Source organism: Paraclostridium tenue (genome assembly GCF_039521565.1).
Taxonomy (GTDB): Bacteria; Bacillota; Clostridia; order Peptostreptococcales; family Peptostreptococcaceae; genus Paraclostridium; species Paraclostridium tenue.
On record NZ_BAAACP010000008.1, the window covers coordinates 119605 to 143245 of the forward strand.

26 protein-coding genes and 2 pseudogenes are annotated in these 23641 nt (G+C 25.8%); 24 read left to right on the forward strand and 4 right to left on the reverse strand.

The window, feature by feature from the left end:
• Positions 1-22 precede the first annotated feature (22 nt).
• From ABFX13_RS08220 to ABFX13_RS08260, 9 genes are all read left to right on the forward strand, one after another.
• Positions 23-394 carry a GntR family transcriptional regulator gene (locus ABFX13_RS08220; RefSeq protein WP_346044799.1) on the forward strand — a complete coding sequence of 124 codons (372 nt, stop codon included), beginning with the start codon at positions 23-25 and terminating at the stop codon, positions 392-394.
• Between the two features lie 4 nt (positions 395-398).
• The gene (locus ABFX13_RS08225; RefSeq protein ID WP_346044802.1) at positions 399-1259 is read left to right on the forward strand and encodes an ABC transporter ATP-binding protein; all 861 of its coding nucleotides are present in this window, start codon (positions 399-401) and stop codon (positions 1257-1259) included.
• Positions 1259-2533, forward strand: a complete 1275-nt coding sequence (locus ABFX13_RS08230) for an ABC-2 transporter permease (RefSeq protein WP_346044804.1) — start codon at positions 1259-1261, stop codon at positions 2531-2533. The genes ABFX13_RS08225 and ABFX13_RS08230 overlap by 1 nt, the downstream gene beginning before the upstream one ends.
• 118 nt (positions 2534-2651) lie before the next feature.
• Positions 2652-3347: a FadR/GntR family transcriptional regulator gene (locus tag ABFX13_RS08235; protein WP_346044807.1), complete on the forward strand. Its 696-nt coding sequence runs from the start codon at positions 2652-2654 to the stop codon at positions 3345-3347.
• A 319-nt stretch (positions 3348-3666) separates the two neighbouring features.
• Positions 3667-4938 (forward strand): nickel-dependent lactate racemase, encoded by a 1272-nt coding sequence (larA, locus tag ABFX13_RS08240; RefSeq protein ID WP_346044809.1) that lies wholly within the window; start codon positions 3667-3669, stop codon positions 4936-4938.
• A 13-nt stretch (positions 4939-4951) separates the two neighbouring features.
• Positions 4952-5740 carry an electron transfer flavoprotein subunit beta/FixA family protein gene (locus ABFX13_RS08245; protein WP_346044811.1) on the forward strand — a complete coding sequence of 263 codons (789 nt, stop codon included), beginning with the start codon at positions 4952-4954 and terminating at the stop codon, positions 5738-5740.
• Positions 5741-5752: 12 nt separating this feature from the next.
• Positions 5753-6970: an FAD-binding protein gene (locus tag ABFX13_RS08250; protein ID WP_346044813.1), complete on the forward strand. Its 1218-nt coding sequence runs from the start codon at positions 5753-5755 to the stop codon at positions 6968-6970.
• 18 nt (positions 6971-6988) lie between these two features.
• Positions 6989-8380, forward strand: a complete 1392-nt coding sequence (locus ABFX13_RS08255; protein ID WP_346044851.1) for an FAD-binding oxidoreductase — start codon at positions 6989-6991, stop codon at positions 8378-8380.
• 157 nt (positions 8381-8537) lie between these two features.
• A complete protein-coding gene (locus ABFX13_RS08260; RefSeq protein ID WP_346044815.1) occupies positions 8538-9224 on the forward strand; it encodes a coiled-coil domain-containing protein in 687 nt (228 codons plus the stop codon).
• A 79-nt stretch (positions 9225-9303) separates the two neighbouring features.
• Here the strand turns inward: ABFX13_RS08260 and ABFX13_RS08265 are convergent, their stop codons facing one another.
• Both ABFX13_RS08265 and guaD read right to left on the reverse strand, forming a co-directional pair.
• Positions 9304-9513 (reverse strand): cold-shock protein, encoded by a 210-nt coding sequence (locus tag ABFX13_RS08265; RefSeq protein WP_346044817.1) that lies wholly within the window; start codon positions 9511-9513, stop codon positions 9304-9306.
• Positions 9514-9642: 129 nt separating this feature from the next.
• Positions 9643-10914, reverse strand: coding sequence for a guanine deaminase (gene guaD, locus ABFX13_RS08270; RefSeq protein ID WP_346044819.1), 1272 nt, complete (start codon positions 10912-10914; stop codon positions 9643-9645).
• Between the two features lie 246 nt (positions 10915-11160).
• Here guaD and ABFX13_RS08275 point away from each other — a divergent pair, with 246 nt between their 5' ends.
• The 5 genes and pseudogenes from ABFX13_RS08275 to ABFX13_RS08295 form a co-directional block, all read left to right on the forward strand.
• A complete protein-coding gene (locus ABFX13_RS08275; RefSeq protein WP_346044821.1) occupies positions 11161-11433 on the forward strand; it encodes a hypothetical protein in 273 nt (90 codons plus the stop codon).
• Positions 11434-11573: 140 nt separating this feature from the next.
• Complete coding sequence (locus tag ABFX13_RS08280; protein ID WP_346044823.1) at positions 11574-11969, forward strand: GNAT family N-acetyltransferase; 396 nt, start codon at positions 11574-11576, stop codon at positions 11967-11969.
• 228 nt (positions 11970-12197) lie between these two features.
• Entirely contained in the window at positions 12198-12773 is a 576-nt protein-coding gene (locus tag ABFX13_RS08285) for a GNAT family N-acetyltransferase (protein ID WP_187005765.1), read from the forward strand.
• Between the two features lie 88 nt (positions 12774-12861).
• The gene (locus ABFX13_RS08290) at positions 12862-14166 is read left to right on the forward strand and encodes a YopA family protein (RefSeq protein WP_346044825.1); all 1305 of its coding nucleotides are present in this window, start codon (positions 12862-12864) and stop codon (positions 14164-14166) included.
• Positions 14167-14290: 124 nt separating this feature from the next.
• A pseudogene (locus ABFX13_RS08295) lies at positions 14291-14608 on the forward strand (Spx/MgsR family RNA polymerase-binding regulatory protein); the annotation flags it as partial.
• 180 nt (positions 14609-14788) lie between these two features.
• Here ABFX13_RS08295 and ABFX13_RS08300 read toward each other — a convergent pair.
• Positions 14789-15016 carry a hypothetical protein gene (locus tag ABFX13_RS08300; protein ID WP_346044827.1) on the reverse strand — a complete coding sequence of 76 codons (228 nt, stop codon included), beginning with the start codon at positions 15014-15016 and terminating at the stop codon, positions 14789-14791.
• A gap of 145 nt (positions 15017-15161) precedes the next feature.
• On the opposite strand from ABFX13_RS08300, the gene larE reads away from it, so the two are divergent.
• From larE to ABFX13_RS08350, 10 genes are all read left to right on the forward strand, one after another.
• Entirely contained in the window at positions 15162-15971 is an 810-nt protein-coding gene (larE, locus tag ABFX13_RS08305) for an ATP-dependent sacrificial sulfur transferase LarE (protein ID WP_346044854.1), read from the forward strand.
• Between the two features lie 8 nt (positions 15972-15979).
• Positions 15980-17137 carry a THUMP domain-containing class I SAM-dependent RNA methyltransferase gene (locus tag ABFX13_RS08310; protein WP_346044829.1) on the forward strand — a complete coding sequence of 386 codons (1158 nt, stop codon included), beginning with the start codon at positions 15980-15982 and terminating at the stop codon, positions 17135-17137.
• A 58-nt stretch (positions 17138-17195) separates the two neighbouring features.
• A complete protein-coding gene (locus ABFX13_RS08315) occupies positions 17196-17594 on the forward strand; it encodes a hypothetical protein (protein WP_346044831.1) in 399 nt (132 codons plus the stop codon).
• A 71-nt stretch (positions 17595-17665) separates the two neighbouring features.
• A complete protein-coding gene (locus ABFX13_RS08320) occupies positions 17666-18292 on the forward strand; it encodes an HDIG domain-containing metalloprotein (protein ID WP_346044833.1) in 627 nt (208 codons plus the stop codon).
• The gene (locus ABFX13_RS08325; protein ID WP_346044835.1) at positions 18293-19669 is read left to right on the forward strand and encodes a hypothetical protein; all 1377 of its coding nucleotides are present in this window, start codon (positions 18293-18295) and stop codon (positions 19667-19669) included.
• Between the two features lie 19 nt (positions 19670-19688).
• Positions 19689-20390: a cell wall metabolism DNA-binding response regulator WalR gene (gene walR, locus ABFX13_RS08330; protein WP_147543872.1), complete on the forward strand. Its 702-nt coding sequence runs from the start codon at positions 19689-19691 to the stop codon at positions 20388-20390.
• On the forward strand, positions 20390-21814 hold the full coding sequence (locus tag ABFX13_RS08335; protein WP_346044838.1) for a sensor histidine kinase: 1425 nt from the start codon (positions 20390-20392) through the stop codon (positions 21812-21814). Before walR ends, ABFX13_RS08335 begins: the two co-directional genes overlap by 1 nt.
• Before the next feature lie 13 nt (positions 21815-21827).
• Positions 21828-22565, forward strand: coding sequence for a tRNA pseudouridine(38-40) synthase TruA (gene truA, locus ABFX13_RS08340; RefSeq protein ID WP_346044840.1), 738 nt, complete (start codon positions 21828-21830; stop codon positions 22563-22565).
• Between the two features lie 45 nt (positions 22566-22610).
• On the forward strand, positions 22611-22907 hold the full coding sequence (locus tag ABFX13_RS08345; protein ID WP_346044843.1) for a GIY-YIG nuclease family protein: 297 nt from the start codon (positions 22611-22613) through the stop codon (positions 22905-22907).
• 184 nt (positions 22908-23091) lie between these two features.
• Positions 23092-23415, forward strand: a complete 324-nt coding sequence (locus tag ABFX13_RS08350; RefSeq protein WP_346044845.1) for a PTS lactose/cellobiose transporter subunit IIA — start codon at positions 23092-23094, stop codon at positions 23413-23415.
• A gap of 39 nt (positions 23416-23454) precedes the next feature.
• Here the strand turns inward: ABFX13_RS08350 and ABFX13_RS08355 are convergent.
• Positions 23455-23641, reverse strand: a pseudogene (locus ABFX13_RS08355) (hypothetical protein); the annotation flags it as partial.

Consider the following 23641-nt stretch of genomic DNA (forward strand, 5'->3'; position numbering starts at 1 on the left):
ACAATTGATGAAAGGAGCTAATATGAATATAATAATTTCTAATTCATCAGATATTCCTATATATCAGCAAATAGTTAATCAAATGAGAGAAGCTATAATATCTAATAATTTAAAACAAGGTCAAAGTTTGCCGTCTATAAGAAGTCTAGCTAAAGATTTAAATATAAGTGTTATAACCACAAAAAGAGCATATGAAGAACTTGAAAAACAAGGATTTATAGATATAGTACCTGGTAAGGGGAGCTTTGTTGCTATATTTAAAAAAGAATTAGTATATGAAGAAAAAGTAAAAGAGATAGAAACTAAGATTGAAGAAATTATTGAAATATCGAGGATGATAAATCTTAGTAAAGAAGAAATTTTTGAAATATTTAATGTGATTTATGAGGGGTGATAAAATGCTTAAGGTTAATAATGTAAGTAAAAGTTTTAAAAATTTTAAATTAGAGAATATAAATCTAAACCTAGAAGAAGGATTTATAATGGGAATAATTGGACCTAATGGTTCAGGTAAAACTACACTTATAAAAATGATAATGGGACTTATTCAAAGTGATAGTGGAAGTATAAGCTTATTTGGTAAAAGTATAGAAAAAAATCCTATAGATATAAAAAATGATATAGGGTTTGTATATGACAGTTTAGATTTTTATGGTCATTTAAAAGTTAAAGATTATAAAAAGATAAATTCATTATTTTATAAGAACTTTGAAAGTAATAAATTTGATTATTATTTAGATAAATTTAATATAAATAAAAATTCATATATAAAAACTTTATCAAAAGGCCAAAGTAGCAAACTTCTGTTGGCTAATGCACTTAGTCATAATGCAAAGCTTTTAATATTAGATGAGCCAACAGAAGGACTTGACCCAATAGTTAGAAAAGAATTGCTAGGGTATTTACAAGAGTTTATAGAAGAAGGAAATAAAAGTGTAATTATATCAACTCATAATACAGAAGAACTTGATAAAATAGCAGATTACATAACTTTTATTAATAATGGTAACCAAGTTTTTAGTATAGATAAAGAAACACTAAGGGAAAACTACAAGATTATAAATGGAACCAAAGAGCAAATAGATAATATGAATAAAAATGTAGTTGGAAAGAAACATTTAAAATACTACAGTGAGGTTTTAGTTAAAATAGATGAAAGTATGAAACATTATAACGAAATAAAGGATATGAACAATGACAAAATAAAATCACCTAATATAGAAGATATAATGTATTACTATGTAAAGGGGGATAGATAATGCTTAATTTAATTAAAAAAGATTTTATAGTAAGCATAAAGGGTGAGGGGATACGAAATATAAAATATGTATTAGTATTTTTATTTATGTACTTTTTTTTCAATTCATCATCATATTATATAACTCCAATTTTTATAAGTTATCTTATAGTAGCTAATACTTTTTATAATGATTATAAATCAAATAATATGAATTATATAAATAGTATACCATTAAGTAAAGAAGACATAGTATATTCAAAATATATATTAGCTTTTATAGTGATAATTTTAGTAACTACTATATGTAGTTTGATTAATTTTATACTAGAGCCAATATTTCATAGAAGTAGTGTTTTAAATGATATATATTTTTCTTTAAGTATATTTATATTAATAGTATCTATAGTTTTACCTATGTATTTTAAGTTTGGGTATCATAATATAAGAACTATTGCAGGAATATTAAGCGTATTTATATTTTTTATAGCATTTATACCAATGGATATAATAGCTACAATGATACATCATTCAAGTATATCAAATGAATTAAGTTGTATTTCATTTACAGGTACTTTTAGTAATTTACTAAATTTTCTAGTTAATCAATTTAGAGTTATGAATATAAGTATGCCGATTATAGTTATAACAATATTTATTATATTTATACTATCTATGTATATATCCTTAAAAATTATAAATAAAAAAAATAACAATATTAAAACTAATAAATTTATAAAGCTATCACTTTTTATGATTATAATATCTGCATTATTTATTTTAGGAAACAAATTTATATTTAAGAATTTAATACATGAAGATGATTATTTAATAAAAAATAATTTTGAAATTGATATAAAATTAAATAAGAAGTATCAAACTAAAAATGGCCTTAAATTAAGATTTAAGATAGAAAATCCAACTAAATATACATTTAGATTAGAAGAATCTTATATAACTTTTGATATGTATAAAGATAAAAATAAAGAAATGTTGACAAATTCACCACTAAAGATTGATATGAAATATCCATTTGAAGAAAGTGATATAAACTGGCCACTATTTTCTAAAGGCATAAAGCCTCATAGTTATACATACATGGAATATACAATACCAAAGGGATTAAATTTAGATGATGATTATTTTTCACTAGATTCAATTGCATATGATATAACGGGTAAATTTTTAGTTGATTTACCATTTACACATATAGGAGATATTATAATAAGACCTGATTTTAATATGGGAGGATCAATGAGTGAAGTATCTTTACCAGAATTAAAAAATAATAAATAAAATATAAAAGTACTATTTAAGGCAAATATAAATTGTTTTAAATAGTATTTTTTATTGCTTAACAATATTTATAGTATAATATACTAATAAATATTTAAATGTAAAGGGGGAAAAAACTTTGTTTAGTAATATAACTAATAAAAAAATATATCAACAAGTAATAAATCAAATACAAGATATGATATTATCAGGCAAACTTAAAAAGGGCGATAAACTTATGTCAGAGCGTGAACTATCTGAAAAAATGGGAGTTAGCAGAACTTCGATAAGAGAAGCCATAAGAGTTTTAGAAACTATGGGAATAATAGAAAGTAGGCAAGGAGAAGGTAACTTTATTTGCAACAATATAGAATCATCTCTTATACAACCTCTTTCGATGATGTTTATATTAAACAACGGAAGTTATGAGGATATATTAGAGCTAAGAAATATGATAGAACTTGAAGCTGTTAAATTAGCTGCTATAAGGGGAACAGAAGAAGAATTTGAAGAGTTGAAAATGATTTCACAAAATTTAACAAATAATGACAAAAATTGTGATAAAGAAGGTATTGATAAAATGATTCACTACAAAATAGCTTGTATGAGCAAGAACTTTTTAATCAAAAGTTTATACAAAATATCACTAAATTTACTTGAAGATTTCATAGTGAACTCAAGACAAAAAATAGTAAATTACTATAATGAAGAAGAAATTTTAAATAATCAACATAAAAAAATTTGTGATGCAATAATAGCTAGAGAGCCTGAAAATGCTTATAAGTACATGAAAGAACATTTAGATTTAATAAAAATTACTATGGATAAAATATAGATTTCAAGAAAATTTGGAATCTATATTTTTTTATAAAAAATTTAAAAAATGTAAGCCAAATATTGAAAGTAAATAAAAAATTAAATAATACTATATATTTTGTTAATACATAAACAATACTTGTAAATTATTATGAAGTTTACTATCATAAAAGTACAAACTGGTAAGACCATAATACCAATAAAATTTAAGTTAAAATGTATATATCAATTCATTAAAAACATTAAACTTTATAATTTAATAACTTTCGGGAAAACGATTTTAAAATATTGGAAGATAGTATATCTTGAGGATTTATATTTCAATAGGAGGGAAATAAATGGAGATAAAAGTACCTTACTCAAAGTCTGGGATGAATATAAATATACCAGATGAAAACATGCTAAAAGTTTTGCAGTCTAAAGCTCATGATTTTAAAATAATGCTTAGTCAAGATGAAATTGTAAAAAAAGCTTTAGAAAAACCAATAGGAAGTGATAAGTTAGAGGAACTAGTAAAAGGCAAAAAAAGTATGGTTATAATTACTAGTGACCATACAAGACCAGTACCAAGTAAAGTAACATTACCTATAATGTTAAAAAAAATAAGAAGTTCAAATCCTGATATAGATATAAAAATAATAATATCAACAGGTTGTCATAGACCAAGTACAAGAGAAGAACTTGTATATAAAATGGGAGAAGAGATAGTAGATAATGAACAAATAATAATGCATTTTGCAACAGATGAAAAATCTATGATTAAGGTAGGTACTCTTCCTTCAGGTGGAGACCTAATTGTAAATAAAGCTATAGTTGAAACAGACTTATTAATAGCTGAAGGATTTATAGAACCACATTTCTTTGCTGGATTTTCTGGAGGAAGAAAAAGTGTGCTTCCAGGAGTAGCATCAGTTAAAACAATAATGTATAACCACTGTTCTGAATTTATAGACAGTCCTTATGCTAGAACAGGTAACCTTGAAAATAATCCAATTCATAAAGATATGTTATATGCAGCGAAAAGTGTTAATTTAGCATTTATATTAAATGTAGTTATAGATAAAGATAAAAAAGTTATAGGGGCATTTGCAGGAGATGTAGAAAAGGCACATAAAAGTGGATGTGATTTTGTAACTAAACTATCTAAAGTAGATGCAGTAGATGCAGATATTGTAATTAGTACAAATGGAGGATATCCTTTAGATCAAAACATATACCAAACAGTAAAAGGAATGACAGCAGCAGAGGTCACATGCAAGGAAGGTGGAGTAATAATTATGATATCTGCTTGTAATGATGGTCATGGAGGTCAGTCTTTTTATGATAATGTAGCAAGAGCATCTTCACCTACTGAAATACTTGAAAAAGTAAGAAAGATTCCAAAGGATAAAACAATACCAGATCAATGGGAATTTCAAATACTAGCAAGAATCTTAGAAAAATTTACTGTAATTATGGTAACTGATTTATGTGATCCAAATATGATTAAAAGTATGCATATGAAACACGCAAGTAGCTTTGACGAAGCCCTTAAAATGGCTTTTGACATAAAAGGGAAAAATGCTAAAGTAGCTTTAATACCTGATGGGGTATCAGTAATAGTAAAGTAAAGGGGGAAATAATATGGAAATCTTAGTATGTATAAAACAAGTTCCAGGAACATCAGAAGTAGAAGTAGATGAGAAAACAGGAGTCTTAAAAAGAGATGGAGTAGATTCTAAAATGAATCCATATGATTTATATGCTTTAGAAACAGCTTTAAGAATCAAAAAAGAAAATGGTGCAAAAGTAAAAGTTTTAAGTATGGGACCTCCTCAAGCAAAACAAGTAATTCATGAAGCTTTCATGATGGGTGCAGATGAAGGTGCTTTAGTAAGTGATAGAAAGTTTGCTGGTGCTGATGTACTTGCAACTTCATATACAATTTCACAAGGTATTAAAAAATTTGGAGATACTGATTTAATAATTTGTGGTAAACAAACTACAGATGGAGATACAGCTCAAGTTGGACCAGAAATAGCAGAGTTTTTAAATATACCTCATGTTACTAATGTAACGAAATTAATAGAAACAAAAGAAAATAGTATAGTAGTAGAAGTAGATATGCCTAATACTCGTGAAATTTGTGAAATCAAATTTCCTTGCTTAATAACTGTAGAAAAAGAAATTTTCCAACCAAGATTACCTTCTTTTAAATTAAAAATGAAAACTAAAGATAAAGAGATACCTATGATTAGTCTTAAAGATTTTGATGATAAAGATGAAAAACATTATGGACTTAATGGTTCTCCAACTCAAGTTTTAAAAATATTCCCACCAACATCAGATATAGAAAAAGAAGTATGGACAGGTGATGGTGATGAAATAGCATCTAAATTACTTAACAAAATAAAAGAGTTAAAGTTATTATAGGGGGGATTTAAAGTGGCAAAAATAGTTATAAATCAAGATAAAGTTAAAGATATTCAAAAAGTATTAGACATATGTCCTTTTGGGGCTATAGAATTAAATGATGGTAAGTTAGAAATAGGTGCTGGATGCAAGATGTGTAAATTATGTGTAAGAACAGGACCTGAAGGTATATTTGAATTTGTAGAAGATGAAGTTGTTAAAATAAATAAAGATGAGTGGAAAGGTATAGCAGTATACGTTGACCATCATGAAGGAGATATACATCCAGTAACATTTGAGTTAATAGGAAAAGCAAAAGAAATGGCTAAAAAAATTAATCAACCAGTTTACTGTGTATTTGTTGGAAACAATATAAAAGACAAAACAGATATATTACTTTCTTATGGAGCAGATGAAGTATTTGTATATGATAATAAAAATTTAAAAGATTTTAGAATAGAGCCATATAGTGCATGTGTAGAAAATTTCATAAATAAAGTTAAGCCAACTATATTATTATTTGGTGGAACTACACTTGGAAGAAGTTTAGCACCAAGACTTGCTGCTAGATTTAAAACAGGTTTAACAGCAGATTGTACAATACTGGATGTACAAGAAAATACTGATCTTGACCAAATCAGACCAGCTTTTGGTGGAAATATAATGGCTCACATACATACACCAAATCATAGACCTCAATTTGCAACAGTTAGATACAAAATATTTACAGCTCCTGAAAAGGTTGAAAATCCAACTGGAAAAATTACACTATGTGATATAGATGAAAATAAATTAAATTCTAAGATAGATGTTTTACAAGTTAATAACAAAAACAAAGAAGTAGGAATAGAAGATGCAGAAGTTATAATAGTTGGAAGTAGAGCTATAAAGAAAAAAGAAGATATGGATATGCTTTATAAACTAGCAGAGTTGTTAGGTGGACAAGTAGCAGGAACTAGACCTTTAGTAGAAGCTGGATGGATAGATGCTAAAAAGCAAATAGGACTAAGTGGTAGAACTGTAAAACCTAAACTTATAATAACTTGTGGAGTATCAGGTGCTATACAATTTACAGCTGGTATGAATGGTTCTGATTGTATAATATCTATTAACAAAGATGAAAAAGCTCCTATATTTGATACAGCTCATTATGCCATAGTAGGAGATATTTACGATGTAATACCTAAACTTATTGAAGATATAGAATTAGAAAAATCAAACAATGATCAAGTTGCAGTTTCAGCAGAATAAGGATTGGGGGAAATCATGATGTATAAAAAAATAGATGACAAAGATATTGAATTTTTAAGAAATTTATGTGGAAATGAAAATGTTTTAATTGGAAAGAATATCAATGAAGATTACTCTCATGATGAATTAGGAGGAGTTGAAAAGTATCCAGAAGTATTAGTAAATGTTCATAGCACAGAAGAAGTTTCTAAAATAATGAAATATGCATATGAACACAACATACCTGTAACTCCAAGAGGTCAAGGAACAGGATTAGTTGGAGCAGCAGTTGCAATTTATGGTGGTATAATGATTAACTTAAGTCAAATGAATAAAATTCTAGAACTGGATGAAGAAAACTTAACTTTAACTGTAGAACCAGGTGTATTACTTATGACTATAGGTCAATATGTAACTGAAAAAGATTTATTCTATCCACCAGATCCAGGAGAAAAAAGTGCCACAATAGGAGGTAATATAAACACTAATGCAGGTGGAATGAGAGCCGTTAAGTATGGTGTTACAAGAGACTATGTAAGAGGACTTGAAGTAGTACTTCCAAATGGTGAAATTATAAATGTTGGTGGTAAAGTTGTTAAAAATAGTTCAGGATATAGCATAAAAGATTTAATTGTAGGTTCAGAAGGTACTTTAGGAATAGTAACTAAAGCTATATTAAAATTATTACCATTGCCTAAAAAAGATATAAGCTTACTTGTACCATTTCCAGATTTAGCTACAGCTATAGAAACTGTTCCCAAAATTATAAAATCTAAATCTATACCAACTGCCATAGAATTTATGGAAAGAGAGGTAATACTTGCTGCTGAAGAGTTCTTAGGAAAAAAATTCCCAGACAATACTTCAGATGCATACCTATTATTAAAATTTGATGGAAATAGTAAGGAAGATATTGAAAAAGAATACGATAAAGTAGCTAAACTTTGTTTAGAATGCGGAGCATATGATGTATTTATATCAGATACTCAAGAAAGAAATGAATCTATATGGTCAGCAAGAGGAGCATTTCTTGAAGCAATAAAAGCAACTACAACTGAAATGGATGAGTGTGACGTTGTTGTTCCAAGAGATAAAGTTACAGAATTTATAAGATTTACAAATGAACTTCAAGAAAAACTTAATATAAGAATAAAAAGCTTTGGTCATGCTGGTGATGGAAACCTTCACATATATATATTAAGAGATGATTTAGAAAAAAATGAATGGGATAAAAAATTAGCTCAAACCTTTGAAAAAATGTATGAAAAATCAAGAGAACTTAATGGTAAGGTTTCTGGAGAACATGGTATAGGTTATGCTAAAAAAGAATATTTACATGAATCTCAAAGTCAAGCTTATATGGACTTAATAAAAAATATAAAAATGGCATTTGACCATAAAAATATTTTAAATCCAGGGAAAATATATTAATTAAATAAAAAATAATGCCTCAAAATAATTTATATAAATTATTTTGAGGCATTATTTTTTATAAATTTTGTTTTTTGTATATACAAAATTATAAAAATATAGTAAAATAATAAAACAATAAAAAAGTTAGATTTCTAATTAAAAACTGGAGGCAGTCATGAATAAAAAAATACTTATAATAACAACATTAATATCGACTATGATTTTAACAGGATGTTCAAGTAATGACATAAAGAAAAAAGAAAAGACAGAAGCAGAAAAAACAAGTATAAATACTGATGTAGGCAAAAAAATAAGAGAAAAATTTGATGAAATAGACACAGATTCACATGTAAGCTCATTAGTTGATTTTGCACATGATTTTTCTGATAAAGTAGATTCAGCAAAAACTACTCTAAAAGATGCAAATAAAGCACTGGATTCAGCTAGTGATTTAGGTCAATCTATAGGATCAAAGCTTAATAGTACAAACAATAAAATAGATAATGCTAAAAATAGTGTAAACTCAGCAAAACATGATGTTAATAGTAAATTAGATAAAATAGAAAATAAAGCAAATGATGCTTATAAAAAAGGAAATGAAATAAAAGCTACGGTTGATAAAGCTAATGATAAGTTAACAGAAATAGATAAAAGTCTAGAAAATAAAAAAGATAAAATAAATGACGGTAAGAATAAAATAGATAATATAAAAAGTGATGCATTAAATAAAGGGCAAGAAGTAAAAAGCAAGGTAAATGATGCTAAAGATAAAGTGAATAGTACTAAAGATAAAATTAACAATATAAAAAAGGAAGTCTTAGACACAGCTAAATTAGTTAAAGGTATGTTAGGTAAAAACTAAAAGTAAATTATAATTAATATAAAAAATTAGATTTTGTAAAAAAGAGAGTATAAATTTATACTCTCTTTTTTTATTAAATCTACATTTTATGAACATTTATAGCAGATGGACCTTTTGGTGCATCTATAACATCGAAACTAACTTCTTCACCTTCATGTAAATCTTTACAATGTCCATTTTCTTTTACATTAGAATGATGAACAAAAACATCATTTCCATCATTAGCAGATATAAATCCATATCCTCTATCATTGTCAAACCATTTAATTACACCAGTAAATTTAGCCATATTAAAACTCCTTTTTAATGAAAATTAGATAATTTAAAAAGTTATCTAAAAATAGTATGTACTATAAAAAGTTTTTTAATAGTGGAAAATATATACCAAGAGAATATAATCTATAAAAACTTTATTAAATTAAAATGTAGGTTCATCTATTTTATTACCTCTAACATATCTATGAAGTATATGTCTATCATCTCCAATATATATAAATCTTTCCAATCTTTCGATTAAGTTATAATTATCATGGTTTAATTCACTATCATCTATTATTAAAGCATCAAATTCGTAATCTTTTTCAAAACTTCCAACCTTACCAAAGAAACTTCCACCACCTTTAGTAGCTATGTAAAAAGCTTCTGAAAGGCTTAAAAAATCAAGTTCTTTATTAGAATTTACCCAGCAAAGCTTAGAACACTGTATAGCATAAACTATCATTTTAAAAATAGATAAATCATGTCCTCCACTAACATCAGAACCAAGAGATAGAGGTATATTTTTATCTAAAAATTTTCTTATAGGCATAACACCACTACCTACATTTAAGTTTGATGTAGGACAGTGAACAGCCATTACATTATTGTTTTTCATAAGATTTAATTCTTCATCACTAGAATAAACACAATGAGCCATTAGAGTTTTAGTTTGACCAAATAAATTAAATTTATCATAAGCATCACCATAAAATCTAGAATCAGGTTGAAGATTTTTAACCCACTCAATTTCTCCAAGATTTTCAGATAAATGAGATTGAGTTTCTACGTTATATTCAAGTGCAAGGTTTCCTAATTCTCTTAAAAGTTCACTATCACAGCTAGGGATAAATCTAGGTGTTATAATTGGTTTTACTAAAGAATCTTTACTAAGATTCATATTTAATATATCTTTAGTATCCTCAATAGATTTTTTAGTATTTTCTAAAAGTGAATCTGGACAGTTAATATTCATATTAACTTTACCAACGAAAGCTCCAAGACCAGAGGCTTTAAAAATATCCATAAGTCTTATAGAAGCTTCTTTATGTACTGTTGCAAATACAGCAATCCTAGTAGTTCCTTTTTTCCAAACTTCTTTTACAAATTTTTTATACATTTTATCAGCATATTTTATATCAGCATATTTAGATTCTTCAGGAAAAGTATAGTCATTAAGCCAAGGAATTAACTCTTTATCCATAGCCATACCTAAATTTCTAAATTGAGGTGCATGACAGTGTAGATCGTTCATACCAGGGATTATTAACTTATCCTTATAATCTATAATTTCGTTATCCATATATTCTTTTGGAAGTTTATTAAAAACGTTTACAACTTTACCGTTATTAACTACTATAAATCCATTTTTTATTATTTCAAATTTATTTTTATTTTTCGTGAAAATTATATTCCCCTTATATATTTTCGTCATAAAACCCTCCTAATTATGTTTAAAGTTATAAAAACTTACAATAGTCATTATAATATATGTACATTTTAATGTAAATGAATAAAAAAGTTCGGAATTGGGTATTTACATTAAATTACATTTATTATATTAACCATTACAAAAGATAGGATATGAAGTTTATTTGAAGAATAGTATATATAGGAGACTTAATAAGAGAATTATATAAATAGATATGGATAGTATGAGTTTATGATTGGAGGTAATATTATGATTAATACTATTGATACATTTAAAACTTTTAAAGAAGTTTTTAAGGATAAATTAGATATTTCAATAGATGACAAAATTAAATTATGGGAATATGAGTATATGATTCATTACCCAGAATTGTTAGTTAAGTGCAAGGATTATCTCACAAAAAATGGGTACCAATGGAAAAAAATAGCTAGTGAAATAGTATTTAATAAAACTAAAGATAATTTTGAAAAGATGATAGAGGCTTATAGCAATATTAAGAAGCGTTATAGACTATATAAATAATAAGGCTTATGAATTATTTAAGATAGATTTAGATATAAATATAGTATTATATTCAGGATTATGTAATAGTGCTGGATGGGTAGATGAGTATAATGGTAAAAGAGTTATTAAACTTTTTGAAAATCTAGGGGGAAATAATAATGATTATAGGTAGAAATATAATTATAAGGCCTTTTGAATTGGGAGATGAAGTAATATTACACAAATGGTGGAATGATGGAGAGATGATGGGGGATTCAGGATTATATTTTGGAACATTACAGAGTTTAGAATTTATAAAAAATAAAGTTATAAATGAAATAAATAATGGATCTTTATATAGTAGTGATAGAAGGTGTTTTATAATTTGTAAAAAAGAAGATTTAACTCCTATAGGAGAGATAAACTATAACAATTATGATTCAAGAAATCAAAAAGCTGAGTTTGGAATAAAAATATGTGAAAAAAGTGAGCAAAGAAAAGGATATGGAGAAGATGCTTTAAGTCACTTTTTAGACTTTATGTTTAAAAATTTAAATTTAACAAAATTGAACTAACAACCATAATAGACAATAAAAGAGCTCAAAATTTATATAAAAAGTTAGGCTTTAAAGAGATAGGAATTATACGACAAGCTTATTTTGATAGTAGATATGGTAGATTTTCAGACGCAGTTTATATGGATTTATTAAAAAGTGAATGGATAGAAAAAAATATATTGTATTAATCTTTGAGCGTGCAATAAATTTATAGTATAGTAGTTATAAGAGCAAGGAGGTAAAAATTTGAAAAATTTGTTTAAAAAACTTCCAACTTTACAGACAGATAGATTAATTTTAAGAAAGGTAGATATATACGACTTAAATACATTATTTATATGTTTATCTAATGAATATGTAAGCAAACATATGCTTGTGGATTTTGACAAAAATATTGATTCAACTCATAAATTTTTAAATTCAATTCTAGATGGATACAAAAATGATAAACCTACTCCATGGGCAGTAGCATTAAAAGAAAATAATGAGTTAATAGGAATCTGTGGATTTTCTAAATATGATGAAAAAAATAAAAAAGCAGAGGTAGGGTATATACTAAATTTTGATTATTGGAATATGGGAATAACTACAGAAGCATTACAAAAAGTTATAGATTTTGGATTTAACAATATGAATTTAAAAAAAATTGAAGCTAGATGTGTATCAGGAAATTTAGCATCTGAAAAAGTAATGATTAAAAGTGGTATGAAATTAGATGGAATACTTAGGAGTGATAAATTATATAAGGGAAATTTTATTGATTTAAAATTATATTCAATTTTAGAAAATGATAAACTTATTTATGAAAATGTAGAAGACTAAAAAGATTATCGTATTTATAAATGTTTTTTATTTGTCATATATGTTATAATATTAAGACAACTATGTTTTAAATAAAGGTGGGCTAAAAATGAAGGTAGTAAGAGAAGCTATATCCTCACCATACCTAGATTATGGTATTGATGAGGATATAGTTATTCATGAAGGAAATTTTTGCATTTACCTAGACAAGCTATATAAATGTAAGGGCCGGATCTACTATAAAATTAGTTCTCCCGTATGTATAAATTTTGAAGCTAAAATACTAGATTATAAAAGCAAAGATTTAGAACCCTTCAAAGATGAATTTTTAGAAGGAATTTTAGAAGTACATGGATATCAACCTATTCATGCAACTATAAATAGTATAAATAAAAATTACGTAGATGGATATGTAAGTAGTGGTTTAATAAAATCCAAAAATAGATATGTAGATTATGTAGATTTTCATATTGTAAATTTTGATAAGAAACAAGGGAAATTAATAAAATCTTTAGATAAGTTATTTGCTGGAAGAATAGAATTTGAAGTTAGTGGATATGAAATAACTATAGACAAACGATATGATTATAGAAAAGAATTATATGAAGAATTAAGATTTAAAAATGGAAGTATAATAACTCATATTGGAAGAATAAAGAGAAAAGACAATAAGCCATTTAAATCAACATATATATTTAAGTTGTTAGATGAAATAACTGATGCACTTAGTTTTCTAGCTGGCAGATACGTGGGTATATGTTTAGTTAGAGGATATAAAGATGGAAAGAACAATTTTAGATTATGGAAAGAATCCATAGTAACTCCATTTAAATATGTTCCAACTTGGGCTGATACAATAGCTAATCATCATAATATAGAAAAATATATAAATTTAATGTGTAGAAAATTACATGATTCTTACTATGGACCAGCACTTAAACATGTTATTGACTGGTATATAGAATCTCTTGATAATATTAGTATAGAAAATAATGTTGTTTCAATACAAATAGCACTTGAAACACTTTCTTATGTAGTAGTTGTTGAAAAATCAAAAGTTTTAAGCGATATAGAGTTTGAACAAAATACTGCATCAGATAATATAAGATTATTATTAAAAATATGTAATATATATAATGGAAAAGAAGAATTAAATGAATTTAATGACTATATTAAAAATAAATTTGATGATGGAATAGACATATTTACATATTTTAGAAATAAAATAGTTCATCCTACTAGAAAAACGAAAAGAGCCAACTTAACGGTTGAAGATATGTGGAATATACTTCAAATAGGAACAAGATATGTAGAACTAGCAGTATTGTACATAATTAACTATAAGGGTGAGTATTCAAATCGGTTAAAAGAAAGATGGTATGGTGAAGTTGAGGTAGTGCCTTGGAATGAATAAAATTAGATTTATTTAAAAAATGTTTTAAACTTTCTAAATATGTGTAATAATATAAAAAAGACAGTAAAGGAAAGTGGTAAATATGCTAAAATTTTATGGATATTCTAGATGATCAACAGTTAGAAAGGCCAAGGCTTGGCTTAATGAAAATAACATAGACTTTGAGGAAATAGAAATTGTAAAAAATCCCCCAAGTAAAGAAGAATTAGAAACTATGTATAAATCTGGTACATATGAACTAAAAAAATTCTTTAATACAAGTGGAGTAAAATATAGAGAGTTAGGTCTTAAAGATGTTGTTAAGACTGCAAGTGATGATAAGCTTTTAGAAATACTAGCAAGTGATGGAATGCTTATAAAAAGACCTATAGCATTTGATGGGAAAAATGTACTTATAGGATTTAAAGAAGATGAATGGAAAGAAAAACTTTTAAATAAATAATTATAAAAAAGAACTCTGTAATAGAGTTCTTTTTTATAATTATCATAATACGCTTAAGTTAGCATCAATAATAATTATAGTAAATATAATTGCAAGTATACATAATTACACTAAAGTAAAACTAAAAAATTAGTTACGTGGTTAATTTGTAAATTAACCCAATTTATATTTAATTTATATTTAAGGTATATAAATTTTTGGTATGTATAAAGTAATACCTTCTAAATTAGTAATAGCATCGTAAATAATTTTTGCATTATATTCTAAACTATTATTAGAAAGTTCTAGTTTTAAAATAACTGTAGATAAATTTTTAATTTCTAAAATATTAGTATCTTCTATAAATCCAATTTTAATATTTTTATTACACTTAAGTAAATTTTCTAAATGATTTAATTTAATAGTCATATTATTTCCCCCCTTAATAAAATTATAATATAACATGCTCATAAAAACAAAATATTACAATATCGACACATATTCTAAAATATTTGATTAAAAACTATATATTGTATATAATTAAAGGTACTATAAAATGGGAGAGTGTATGGGAATGAATACTTCAAACAAGCTAGAAGTTTTAAAAAATAAACTTAAAGAACTTGAGAGTGTTATAATTGCATTTTCAGGAGGAGTAGATAGTACTTTTTTATTAAAAGTAGCACATGATACACTAGGAGATAAATGTATAGCTGTAACAATACATGCTATGATGCATTCAAATAGAGAAATAGAAGAAGCTAAGGCTTATACAAAAACTTTGGGTGTTAAACATATAGTTTTAGAAATTGATAATTTTGATATTAAAGAGTTTATAGATAATGATGAAAAGAGATGCTATTACTGTAAAAAAACCATTTTTACAAATATAAAAAATATAGCAAAAGAGAGTAATATAAATTACGTTTTAGATGGAACTAATTTAGATGATCTAGGAGACTATAGACCAGGACTTAAGGCTTTAGAAGAATTAGATATAAAAAGTCTTTTAAAGGATAGCTTATTAACTAAAGAAGATATAAGAATCCTATCAAAAGAATTAAATGTACCTACATTTAATAAGCCTGCATTTGCATGTTTAGCCACTAGAATACCTTATGGAGAAACTATAACAAATGATAAGCTTAGAATGATAGAAAAAAGCGAAGAATATTTACAAGATTTAGGTTTTAAACAGTTCAGGGTAAGAACACATAATGATCTAGCAAGAATAGAAGTTGAAGAAAATGAGATACATAAATTTTTTGATAAAGAGTTACTAAAAAATACACATAATAAGTTAAAAGATATAGGATTTAAATATGTATCCTTAGACTTATTAGGCTATCGTATGGGTAGCATGAATGAAGGAATCAAGCATTAGGAGGAAGCATGAAAAATTATACATTAATAACACCGTGTTTTTTCGGAATAGAAAAAATACTTAAAAACGAGATAACAAATTTAGGATATGAAATAATAAAAACAGAAGATGGTAGAATAACATATAAAACTGATGAAAAAGGTATAGCTATGTCTAACATATGGTTAAGAACAGCTGAGAGAGTACTTTTAAAAGTTGCTGAATTTGAAGCTAAAACTTTCAATGATTTATTTGAAAATACTAAGGCTATAAATTGGTCAAAATATATACCATATGGTGGAGAATTTCCTGTATCTAAAGCTTCATCAATAAAATCTAAACTTTTTTCTACACCAGATATACAAGCGATAGTTAAAAAGGCCGTAGTTGAAAGTTTAAAAATAAGTTACCAAGAAGATGGTATGTTGCCAGAAACTAAAGAAAAATATCCAATACAAGTATTTATTCACAAAGACATAGTAACATTAGCAATAGATACTAGTGGAATGGCTCTTCATAAAAGAGGTTATAGAGAAGTATCAACTAAAGCTCCACTAAGGGAGACTATGGCATCAGCTATGGTACAATTAACACCATGGCAACCAGGTAGAATATTAGTAGACCCTATGTGTGGTTCTGGTACTATAGTTATAGAAGCTGCTATGCTTGGACTTAATATGGCACCTGGACTAAATCGTGAGTTTATAGCTGAAAAATGGACTACTATGGATAAAAAGATATGGTGGGATGTAAGAAAAGAAGCTTTTGAGAAAATGAATACAGATGCAGACTTTAAAATCTACGGTTATGATATAGATAAAGAAGCTGTAATGATAGCAAGAAAAAATGCAGAGCTTGCTGGAGTTGAAGATTATGTAGAGTTTAAAGTGTTTAATGCTAAAAACTTTGAAAGTGAAGAAAAGTTTGGATTTATAATAACTAACCCTCCTTATGGAGAAAGACTTGAAGACAAACAAACTGTTAAAAAGTTATATAAAGATTTAGGATATGCATTTAAAGAACTTAAAACTTGGTCTTATTATATGGTAACTTCATATGAAGACTTTGAAAATGCTTTTAATAAAAAAGCTACTAAGAAAAGAAAGCTATATAATGGTAGATTAAAAACATATATATATCAGTATATAGGACCTAAGCCACCAAAATATATAAATAATAACAAATAATTGCAAGCCCTCTAAAATATACATATAATGTATAAATAAATTTTAGGGGGAGATATATATGAAAATAGCATCAAAAAAAAGTAAAAAAGTTCAATCAAGAAGAAAAAATAACAAAATTAAAAGTAAGAATAAAATAAAAGAAACTTCTACAGAAGAAGTTTTACCAAATGAAGATGTTATATTAAATGAAATTATAGATAAAGAAGATAAAGAGGTTGAAATTGTATTAAATGATTTAGTTCCTGAAAGAGAAAAAGAGAAATATGGAATGAAAAAAAATCCTAAAAACAAGACTAAAAAAGGTGGAATAAAATTGAATATGAATTTATTCCCAAAATCAAAAAAGTCCACTAATTCTTCTAAAAATCATAAAGATAATGATGTTATAAGAAGTGAGAAAATAGCAAATATTAAACAAGAAGAAACTTTAGAAGAAATAAATAGTTCTGAAGAATAAATTAAGATAAGGGCTTAGTTATAACTAAGCCCTTATCTTAAAAGCTTATTAAATTTAAGGATGTGGATGTAATGAATAAAGAAGCAATTTTTAAAGAAATTAGTAATCATTTAATAGAAGATGAAAGACCATCTATATATATAAAAAATATAATATTAAATAAAGTTTATGATATTGAGCTTATAGATAAGCTATCAAGGCTTGAAAATATAGATCAAAATCCAAAATATCACCCTGAAGGAAATGTATTAAATCATGTTTTAATGGTAGTTGATAATGCTTCAAAACTTAAAAATAATTCTAGTGATAAGCTTGTACTTATGTGGGGAGCATTACTTCATGATATTGGAAAACTGACAACTACAAGAATTAGAAAAGGAAGAATTACTTCTTATAATCATGATGTTGAAGGTGAAAAAGTTGCAAAGTTAATATTGGACAAGCTAACTGATGATGAAGATTTTAAATATAAGGTATCTAAATTAGTTAGATATCATATGCAACCATTATTTTTTGATAAAAATCTACGATTTTTTAGTTATAAGGATATGATAAGAGATACAGATTACAAAGAAATAGCAATTTTATCAACAGCTGATAGGTTGGGTAGAGGTAATATAACTAAAGAAGTTGAGGATAAGGAACTTGAAAATATAAAGAAGTTTAAAGCTTATTTGAAAAACAGAGAGGGGAAATAGATGAAGTTATTTAAATTAATTGTAGTAGTTTTATGTGCTGGATTACTTAATGTAGGATGTACTAGTACAGAATCTCCAGAACAGTTAATAGAAAAGCCTATATATGATGAACAACAAAAAAATCTATACAACAAAATAAATGATGAATTAGAAAAAGATGCAACTATTTTATTGCCTAAAAATTCTTCTGAAGTATCAGCTATAAATAGTGTTGACTTAGATAAAAACAATTTGAAAGAATTAATTGTATTTAAAAAATATGAAGATATAGATGAAGGAAATAATAAAGTTGGATTCATTGTTTTAAACAATAATCAAAAAAATAATTACTCAAAAAGTGATGAATATTTAGTTAACGGTGATAGTATTGAGTATGCTAATTTTTATGATTTAGATAATGATGGTTATAAAGAAATAATTTTATTTACTAAAAAAGGAAATAAAACTAAAGTGGAGATACTTGGGTTTAAAAATAATAAAATTACTAAATTGAGTACATTTGATCCAAGTTGGATAAAAAATTACAATCAATACAGTGAGATGAAAATAAAAATAGATAACTTAGATAATGATAAAAAACCAGATATAATTATAACAAGTTTTAATCCACAAACACATGAGATGGCAGTTAGTGTAACGTATTTTGATAAATATATAAAACTTAAAGATTTTGCTTTAATAAATGATGTTAAGAGTTTAGATAGTACCTATATAGATATAAAAAAGGTTAGTAAAGATAAAAAAGGAATTATTATAAGTACAAAACCATTTACAGGAAATGATTCGTATATAACTCAAATATTATATTTAGATGATAATAAATTATTAAAAGCTTTTGATGAAAAAGATATAAAAACTAAAAATCCATATTATATGCCTGTACAAGATACGAATAAGGATGGAATAATTGATATACCAATAATAAATAACAATACAAAAGGATATAATAAAAAATTGTCAGCTAATGTTAGTTGGTATGATTGGAATGGAAAATCTAAAGAAAATTCAAATCTTATATTTATAAGTCAAATTTATTACAATTATGCTAATAATTTTAAGTTGCTTCTAGATAACAGTTTAGCAGATAAAGTATATGTAGAAGAAACTATTAAAGATAATAAAACTTACTTTGAATTTCTTTATTATGATGAAAAACAAAAAGAGCCTATTAAGTTATTTACTATAGTTAAAGTAGTAAAAAATAAAATAGATAACAATAACCATTCAAGTGCAAATACAAACACAAATAATAATGGATTTATAATACGTGAAAATGAGAATGAATCATTTATGTTGTTAGTTAATAATCAAGGAATTTTAGATGATTTAAATATATCTACTGATGCCTTAAAATCATGTTTCTTAGAAATTTATTAGTTTAGAGGGAGGAAGTATTATGAGTGAAAAAATTTTAGTTTTAGAAGATGAAATAGGTATAAGAAGTTTTGTAAGTATTAACTTAAAAAGAGAAGGATATGAAGTAATAGAAGCAGGAACTGGACAAGAAGCCATAGATAAAATATCTAATGAGAAAAATATATCTATAGCTTTACTTGATGTAATGCTACCTGATATGAGCGGAATAGAGGTATGTAAATACATAAGAACTAATTTTGATTCAGTTGGAATAATAATGCTTACAGCTAAATCTCAGGAAGAAGATAAAATAGAAGGATTTATATCTGGTGCTGATGATTACATGGTTAAGCCTTTTAGTATAAAAGAATTACTTATGAGAGTAAGTGCACTTTCAAGAAGAATAAATAGAGAAGCAAACAGTAAAAACAAAAGTGTAATGGAAAGTGGACCATTTGTATTAGATTTAGAAAAAAGAAAGTTAATAAAAAATAATGTAGAGATAGAATTAACTCCAACAGAATTTTCTATAGTGAAATTTTTAATAACTAATGAAAAACAATCTCTAAGTAGAGATCAAATACTAGATGAAGTATGGGGAACTAATTATTTATATGATTTTAAAATAGTTGATGTAAATATAAGAAGAATAAGAAATAAAATAGAAGATGATCCATCAAAACCTAAATTTATACAAACTGTTTGGGGATATGGTTACTGCTGGAGAAAGGAAAATGAGTAGTGATACACTTTGAAGGACTTAGGAAAAAAATAATAAAAAATTACTTTATAATAATAATAATTACAGTAACTTTATTTGAAGGATTATTTATATTTTATGCTCAAAATTATTACAATGACTCTGTAAGACAAACACTTAGACATCAAGCTAAAACTATTGAAGATTTATATAGTAGATACTATATGGGTGATATTTCTTTTGAGCAAAAAATAAATAATATATTTGAAAAAAAAGATATAAATACAAATTCAGAAATGGCTGTAGAGATAATAGATAAAGATAAAAACATAATAATAGATCAATATGGATTTAGGACCAATAAAAAAGCTCATTATGAAGATGTAGACCAAGCACTTAAAAATATTATATCAACTACTAAGTATAGAATAAAAAGTACTGGAGAGCATGTAATGAGTATATCTGTTCCTTTAACATTTAACAACCAAATAGAAGGAATAGTAAGATATACTGTATCACTTAATGCTATAGACAAAACTATATTCAAAATAATTTTAGGTCTTATATTAGCTGGTATATTTATATTATTAATAGCTATATCTATAAGTTTAAAATTTGCATATACGTTAATAGATCCTTTAAGTGAGCTTAAAAAATTTGCTAATGAATTGGCACATGGTAACTATAATATAAAATTAAAGCCAAGAACTATAATTGATGATGAAATTGGCGAATTAGCAGAAACTTTTGAACATATGGCAAAAGAAATTGATAAAAGTGAAAAGTTAAAAGAAGAATTTATATCTTCAATATCTCATGAACTTAGAACTCCTTTAACATCTATAAAGGGATGGAGTGAAACATTAGGGTATGAAGGTATTGGAAAAGAAGAATTAGATTTAGGTCTAGGTATTATACAAGATGAAACAGAAAGACTTATAAAACTTGTTGAAGAACTTTTAGATTTCTCAAGATTATCATCAGATAGAATTAAGTTACAAATAGATATGGTTGATGTATGTGCTTTAGCTAATAGTGTTGTAAATCAACTTAAAGTTAAAGCAAATGAACAAAATATATCTTTAACTTATGATTTTGAAACTAATAATATAAAAATGATACAAGGAGATAAGAATAGATTAAGACAAGTTCTTATAAATTTAGTTCAAAACTCTTTAAAGTTTACTGATATGCAAGGTTATGTAAAAGTTATTGTTGACCAAAATGAAGAATATACAATTATAAAAGTTATAGACAATGGAGAAGGAATAGAAGAGCATAATTTAGAAAAAGTATTAGATAAATTTTTCCAAGAAAATTATAACAAAGCAGGAAGTGGATTAGGACTTGCTATAAGCAATGAAATAGTAAAACTTCATGGTGGAGAAATGAACATAGAAAGTAAAAAAGGTGAAGGTACATGTATTACATTTACACTTAAAAATGTACTGGTAGAGTCTGTATAGAAAGAGGATTAATATGAGAAATATAAAACTAATCATAGAATATGATGGTTCAAGATATAAAGGATTTCAAAGACTTAAGGATAATGAAAATACAATACAAGGAAAAATAGAATCTGTGCTTAGCAAAATGTTTGATGAGCATATAGAGATAATAGGTTCAGGAAGAACTGATATGGGAGTTCATGCTTACAATCAAGTTGCTAATTTTAAAACTAGCTCTACTATCTCAGTAGAAAAAATAAGTGATTACTTATATAAATACTTACCAGAAGATATTGTTGTAAAAGAAGTTAAAGAAGTTAGTGATAGATTTCATTCTAGATATAATGCTAAACAAAAAGTATATTTATATAAAATAAATAATGCTAAACATCATGATGTGTTTCTTAGAAAATATAGTACACACATAGAAAAAACATTAGATATAGAATTAATGAAAAAAGCTAGTGAGTATTTAATAGGAGAACATGATTTTACTAGTTTTGCATCTTCAAAATCAAAGAAAAAATCAAATGTACGTAATATTCACAGCATAACTATTAATAAAAATAAAGATATAATAGATATATATGTAGAAGGTAATGGATTTTTATATAATATGGTTAGAATAATAGTAGGTGCATTAATAGATGTAGGTTTACATAAAAAAACACCTGGAGATATTAAAGCTATGTTAGAAGCTAAGGATAGAAGTAAAGCTTCAGACACGGCACCAGCTAAAGGGTTATATTTATATTCTGTTAAATATTAAAATCAGACAGCTTTTAGCTGTCTGGTTTATTTTTTGGAGGATTTTATGTATTACACATATATAATAACTTGTAAAAATGAAACATATTACATAGGGTATACAAGTGATATTAAAAGAAGAATGGAAGAACATAAAAATGGTATAAATTCTAAATATACTAAAGCTAATGGGTTTAAAAAATTAGATATATATTGGATAAGTAAAAGTAAAAGTGAAGCTATGAAATTAGAATATTTCTTAAAAAAATTAACTAGAATAAATAAAACTAAAGTCATAGAAAATCCTAAACTTTTATACGAAAAATATTGTATAGATAAAGATAAGTATGTATTAGGAAAATAATAAAGTGAAAATTAAAATATATATTGCTTTTTATTATAAAAAATAGTATTTTAGTCATACAAATATTTTGTTGAATATTGTAGCTAAATATGAACGATAAATATAGTAAAAAGGCTGTTTGAAGTTAATGATATAAAAATAAATAATTATAGAAATATATAGGGGAAAGTGAAGGTAGTAAAATATGGATGAAAAGATATTTGAAATATCATTTGGAATAATAGGTTATGCAGGAGATGCAAAGAGCATTGCACATGAAGCATTGGATGAAGCTAAAAAGGGAAATTATGAAAAAGCGAGAAGTCTTTTAAAAAAAGCTAGTGAAACTCTAAACAAAGCACATAAATTTCAAACAGAATTAATACAATTAGAAGCTACTGGAGAAAAAATTGAAATGAGGATTGTTTTAGTTCACTCTCAAGATCATTTAATGACAACTATGAACTTTTTACAATTAGCTAAAGAGTTTATAGATATGTATGAGTTTATATCTAAAAAATTAGATTAGTAAATAAAAATAAGAGTGCTAATATTAGCACTCTTATTTTTATTTGTTATAAGGTGTTTTTTTACTTGGATTAATTATTTTTTTCTTTTCAGGAGCGTAAGGGACAGGTTTTACTTTACTAGGAGCGGCACCAGTATCGCCTTTTTCACCTTTAGGACCTTGAGGACCTATATTTCCCTGTTCACCTTTAGGACCTTGAGCACCAGTATCGCCTTTTTCACCTTTA

Excerpts from the sequence above, each read along its gene's own strand:
- ABFX13_RS08255 (WP_346044851.1), top strand. The coding sequence starts at position 6,989 with ATGTATAAAAAAATAGATGACAAAGATATTGAATTTTTAAGAAATTTA.
- ABFX13_RS08315 (WP_346044831.1), top strand. The coding sequence starts at position 17,196 with ATGAAAATAGCATCAAAAAAAAGTAAAAAAGTTCAATCAAGAAGAAAA.
- ABFX13_RS08220 (WP_346044799.1), top strand. The coding sequence starts at position 23 with ATGAATATAATAATTTCTAATTCATCAGATATTCCTATATATCAGCAA.
- walR (WP_147543872.1), top strand. The coding sequence starts at position 19,689 with ATGAGTGAAAAAATTTTAGTTTTAGAAGATGAAATAGGTATAAGAAGT.
- truA (WP_346044840.1), top strand. The coding sequence starts at position 21,828 with ATGAGAAATATAAAACTAATCATAGAATATGATGGTTCAAGATATAAA.
- ABFX13_RS08310 (WP_346044829.1), top strand. The coding sequence starts at position 15,980 with ATGAAAAATTATACATTAATAACACCGTGTTTTTTCGGAATAGAAAAA.
- ABFX13_RS08320 (WP_346044833.1), top strand. The coding sequence starts at position 17,666 with ATGAATAAAGAAGCAATTTTTAAAGAAATTAGTAATCATTTAATAGAA.
- ABFX13_RS08325 (WP_346044835.1), top strand. The coding sequence starts at position 18,293 with ATGAAGTTATTTAAATTAATTGTAGTAGTTTTATGTGCTGGATTACTT.
- ABFX13_RS08290 (WP_346044825.1), top strand. The coding sequence starts at position 12,862 with ATGAAGGTAGTAAGAGAAGCTATATCCTCACCATACCTAGATTATGGT.
- ABFX13_RS08300 (WP_346044827.1), bottom strand. The coding sequence starts at position 15,016 with ATGACTATTAAATTAAATCATTTAGAAAATTTACTTAAGTGTAATAAA.
- ABFX13_RS08265 (WP_346044817.1), bottom strand. The coding sequence starts at position 9,513 with ATGGCTAAATTTACTGGTGTAATTAAATGGTTTGACAATGATAGAGGA.
- ABFX13_RS08350 (WP_346044845.1), top strand. The coding sequence starts at position 23,092 with ATGGATGAAAAGATATTTGAAATATCATTTGGAATAATAGGTTATGCA.
- ABFX13_RS08280 (WP_346044823.1), top strand. The coding sequence starts at position 11,574 with ATGATTATAGGTAGAAATATAATTATAAGGCCTTTTGAATTGGGAGAT.
- ABFX13_RS08275 (WP_346044821.1), top strand. The coding sequence starts at position 11,161 with ATGATTAATACTATTGATACATTTAAAACTTTTAAAGAAGTTTTTAAG.
- ABFX13_RS08230 (WP_346044804.1), top strand. The coding sequence starts at position 1,259 with ATGCTTAATTTAATTAAAAAAGATTTTATAGTAAGCATAAAGGGTGAG.
- guaD (WP_346044819.1), bottom strand. The coding sequence starts at position 10,914 with ATGACGAAAATATATAAGGGGAATATAATTTTCACGAAAAATAAAAAT.
- ABFX13_RS08225 (WP_346044802.1), top strand. The coding sequence starts at position 399 with ATGCTTAAGGTTAATAATGTAAGTAAAAGTTTTAAAAATTTTAAATTA.
- larE (WP_346044854.1), top strand. The coding sequence starts at position 15,162 with ATGAATACTTCAAACAAGCTAGAAGTTTTAAAAAATAAACTTAAAGAA.
- larA (WP_346044809.1), top strand. The coding sequence starts at position 3,667 with ATGGAGATAAAAGTACCTTACTCAAAGTCTGGGATGAATATAAATATA.
- ABFX13_RS08245 (WP_346044811.1), top strand. The coding sequence starts at position 4,952 with ATGGAAATCTTAGTATGTATAAAACAAGTTCCAGGAACATCAGAAGTA.
- ABFX13_RS08345 (WP_346044843.1), top strand. The coding sequence starts at position 22,611 with ATGTATTACACATATATAATAACTTGTAAAAATGAAACATATTACATA.
- ABFX13_RS08260 (WP_346044815.1), top strand. The coding sequence starts at position 8,538 with ATGAATAAAAAAATACTTATAATAACAACATTAATATCGACTATGATT.